The 3271-nt window shown below is 39.8% G+C and carries 3 protein-coding genes; 1 reads left to right on the top strand and 2 read right to left on the bottom strand.

Annotation, left to right across the window (positions count from 1 at the left end; genetic code table 11):
• Positions 1–137: 137 nt before the first annotated feature.
• Positions 138–1319, bottom strand: coding sequence for a flagellar assembly protein T N-terminal domain-containing protein (locus NWQ57_RS10500; protein WP_306022104.1), 1182 nt, complete (start codon positions 1317–1319; stop codon positions 138–140).
• A gap of 11 nt (positions 1320–1330) precedes the next feature.
• Positions 1331–2080 (bottom strand): flagellar basal body L-ring protein FlgH, encoded by a 750-nt coding sequence (locus NWQ57_RS10495; protein ID WP_306022103.1) that lies wholly within the window; start codon positions 2078–2080, stop codon positions 1331–1333.
• Between the two features lie 305 nt (positions 2081–2385).
• On the opposite strand from NWQ57_RS10495, the gene NWQ57_RS10490 reads away from it, so the two are divergent.
• A complete protein-coding gene (locus NWQ57_RS10490) occupies positions 2386–3162 on the top strand; it encodes a hypothetical protein (protein ID WP_306022102.1) in 777 nt (258 codons plus the stop codon).
• Positions 3163–3271 lie beyond the last annotated feature (109 nt).

Genomic DNA, 3271 nt, shown 5'->3' with positions numbered 1-3271 from the left:
AGCGCTGCCATAGTTCATCCATACTATTTTAAGAGCGGTTAATTTAACCTTTTTTCAGGACATTTCAGAGGATTAAGCAAAAATTAATATGAACAATATGTTACCAAATGCAAAGATCAACAAGCTTGGTCTGTTCGTTAAAATATTGGACTGACTAAATCCAGCACATCTCCACTCATAAATTGGTTTGCACTACCGCTTTCAAGCAGGGTTGTCGCATCGTCTACTTGTATCGCTCTTAATTCATCACTATAAGAATCTGATGGATAACCTTGGATAATTGGACTACTCAACCCGTTGACGCCAACACTTAAGCGCTTTTTGTATAGCTTGAATTTATCGCCGACCTTGACGCCATGACGCTTACCAATATTAATCGTAAACTGATGTTCAGTATTATTGATAATCTGCGCATAACTTTTTTCACATTCTAAGGCGTTCGTCACATCAGATACCGCACTGTGAATGGTGTTGAGCACGACACGGCCATAATCACTACGCCAAAATAAACTATTGTTGGTGTCGACACTATAATCGTCGCTGAAAGCCCAGTCGGCTTCACTATGATAGGAGTCTTGAAACACCATGCTATTGCGAAAAACATCTAACAAATAAATCTGAATGGTAAAATTACGTCTAAGCGATACGTCATCTTTTATCAATTTTGTTTTAACCTGTTCAAACAAACTGATGTCTCGAATAAACCCATATAAGACAAATTGTTTGCCAAACTGACGAGACATGTAAAAGGATTTATCGGCCAGTTCCCGCGGTTCCATTTGCTGAGTTGCTCTAGGATCTGCAAACGCTTTGTCGATTAAACTTACCTGCAAACGACCTGATGCAAGTTGATCTCTAAAACGTTTACTAATTTGCTTTCCTAAGTCGAATATTCCACCGTTACTAGCTTGTTGCGGTTTAAGCAATTGAAACTGAGTGGTCAGCAGTGAACGTAGATATTCATCTTGCTCACACTCTAAAATTGGTGTGAGATCCACTCTTACCACCACAGTTAAAGCTTCATCTGTTACGGTTTCGCTCAACACTTCTACCCGTTGAATTCTTCCTTGTGTAGTGATCACAGACTTACTACTGACAAGTAAACCATCTAGTACGATATCTTCTGCAGCAACGAAGCTACCATTTTGAAACGAAGCATCCGCAATCGCATTTTTCATGGCCTGAACTCTCACATCATCAAGTTCAGCACCATTAAACACCACAGTAGCCTGCCCCTGCTGCCACTGCGCACAGATAAACATACTATACAATAAGGTAAACAAACCCACAGAGATAAGACAAAAACGCTTGAGTAACATGATGTTTCCCTCTACCTAAATATCGAAAACATCTTGTCTAATACTGAGTCTTTTTGATTATCTTGAAGCTCTCCTTTGCCACTATATTCAATGCGAGTGTTTCCCACTTTTGACGATATGACGGAGTTAGATGCACTGATGTCTGCCGTTCTAATTTCACCGGAAAAGCGGACATATTCCTCTCCAGTGCTAAGCTTTATCCACTTTTCACCCGCAACCACTAAATTACGATTAGGTAATATATCAACTACGTAGACGGTAATATTGCCGTTGAGCGAATTTGACTGGTTAGTTTCCGCAGAACTGTCCTTCTCATTTTCTTGATAATGCTCAACACTGATATCGCCTTCATTGATATTAATTGGCCCAGCACTAACACTCAAGGGACCTAGTTGAAAGTTACTCTTTTTGTCTGATTTATAATCAAGCTTCTTTTTTGATGTTGTTGATTCATCCAATTCAACTAAAATCATGTCACCAACTTGGTAATTTTTGTACAGTTGATACAAGCTAGCCGCTTGACTAGAGTGAAACAATGACCCTGTTGGCACCATCACTGTATCAACCTCTTCCATGCGGATTGGTCTAAATTGTGGATCATTTGGCATGATCTCTTTATTCTTCTGTTCTACAGCTCGCTGATTAACCGATGGATTAGTTGGAATATCCTCAATCACTTTTTGCTCAGCCGTGAGCTTTTGCGCACACGAAACCGACAACATAACTACGCCAAACATCAAAACTTGGAAAAGAGCTTTCATAGGATGTAATAAACCTTAAAGGTTGTATTTCAACGAAAATACAACGAACTAGAATCGCCTCTCACAACCAAATTCTGCAAGCGATGTTAACTGATTCGTTTTAAAAAACACTACCCTACATTCCCCAAAAACACGTCTTTACTCTTTATTTACATTAGACAGTTTGCAGTCGATGGCGCTTTTAACAGATGATACTAATGCAAAAAAATCAGATGTATTGCTTCAAAGTGGCGCTAAGTGCGCTAACTTTTTTCGTGCCCTAGACTCATTTTGTAACCGTGTATCACTCAATAAGAGCCGTTTTTATGAATTTGATTAACAATTTACAAACCTCCCAAGAGACGCCCCTTAAGGCTTTAGGAAGTGAGAGCAATACGACAATAAACGAGACATTATCCACGGGATTTAGTGAATTGTTATCGTTAGTAGAGAACAATCTAACAGGCCAAGGAGATAATAGTAACGCTGGTTCAGATGACTCAGCTGACATGGTTACATCAATGCAGCAATCTCTTCTAAGTGGCTTAGGTTTAGCTGATTTTGCTAATATTGATATGGAAAGTTTAACGTCTGCAACGGGGTTATCGACAATGCAAAATGCCTTATTTGGCCAACTGCAAAATGATTTTTTTAGCTCCCAAACCAAACAAAAAATGAGTCTATCTGACGATGTAATTAACGAAGGACTTACCGACGCTAACTCAATTTTAAGTTGGGTGAGCAACGCATCGCAATATAGTTTTGGTGAAGATGGCGTATCAATGAACGATTTATATGATTCAATCAATATATTGAATCACGTGCCTATTGTGGCCGACTATTACCAGCAAAGTACATCAACTGATGTATCGCCTATTTCTGACATCGTGGGCGGGCTAGCTTATGGTGGCTTCCTCGGTTTGGGCATAGCGGCCGTTAATTTAGCGGTTGAGTCGTCTACTGGAAAATCAATCTACCTCAACCTAAGTGATTATTTCACCGGTCAGTTTAACCAAACAGCGATTAACGACGACAGTTTGACAGTATCAAACACCCTACAAAAAGCAGAATCTGCCCATAAATTTGCTTCTCGCATTTTTTAAATTGAGTGGTCTTGTTGCAATAGTTGGATCACGGTGCGCCTGATGAGCGCATAGGGCTGATGCTCACACAGACCAAATCCTGACAATTTACTGACTCGGTAACGCACAA

This window comes from Paraglaciecola sp., assembly GCF_030730205.1.
Taxonomy (GTDB): domain Bacteria; phylum Pseudomonadota; class Gammaproteobacteria; order Enterobacterales; family Alteromonadaceae; genus Paraglaciecola.
Note: the sequence above shows the minus strand (reverse complement) of the source record. Positions and strands in the feature narration are given on the sequence as shown.

Excerpts from the sequence above, each read along its gene's own strand:
- NWQ57_RS10500 (WP_306022104.1), bottom strand. The coding sequence starts at position 1,319 with ATGTTACTCAAGCGTTTTTGTCTTATCTCTGTGGGTTTGTTTACCTTA.
- NWQ57_RS10495 (WP_306022103.1), bottom strand. The coding sequence starts at position 2,080 with ATGAAAGCTCTTTTCCAAGTTTTGATGTTTGGCGTAGTTATGTTGTCG.
- NWQ57_RS10490 (WP_306022102.1), top strand. The coding sequence starts at position 2,386 with ATGAATTTGATTAACAATTTACAAACCTCCCAAGAGACGCCCCTTAAG.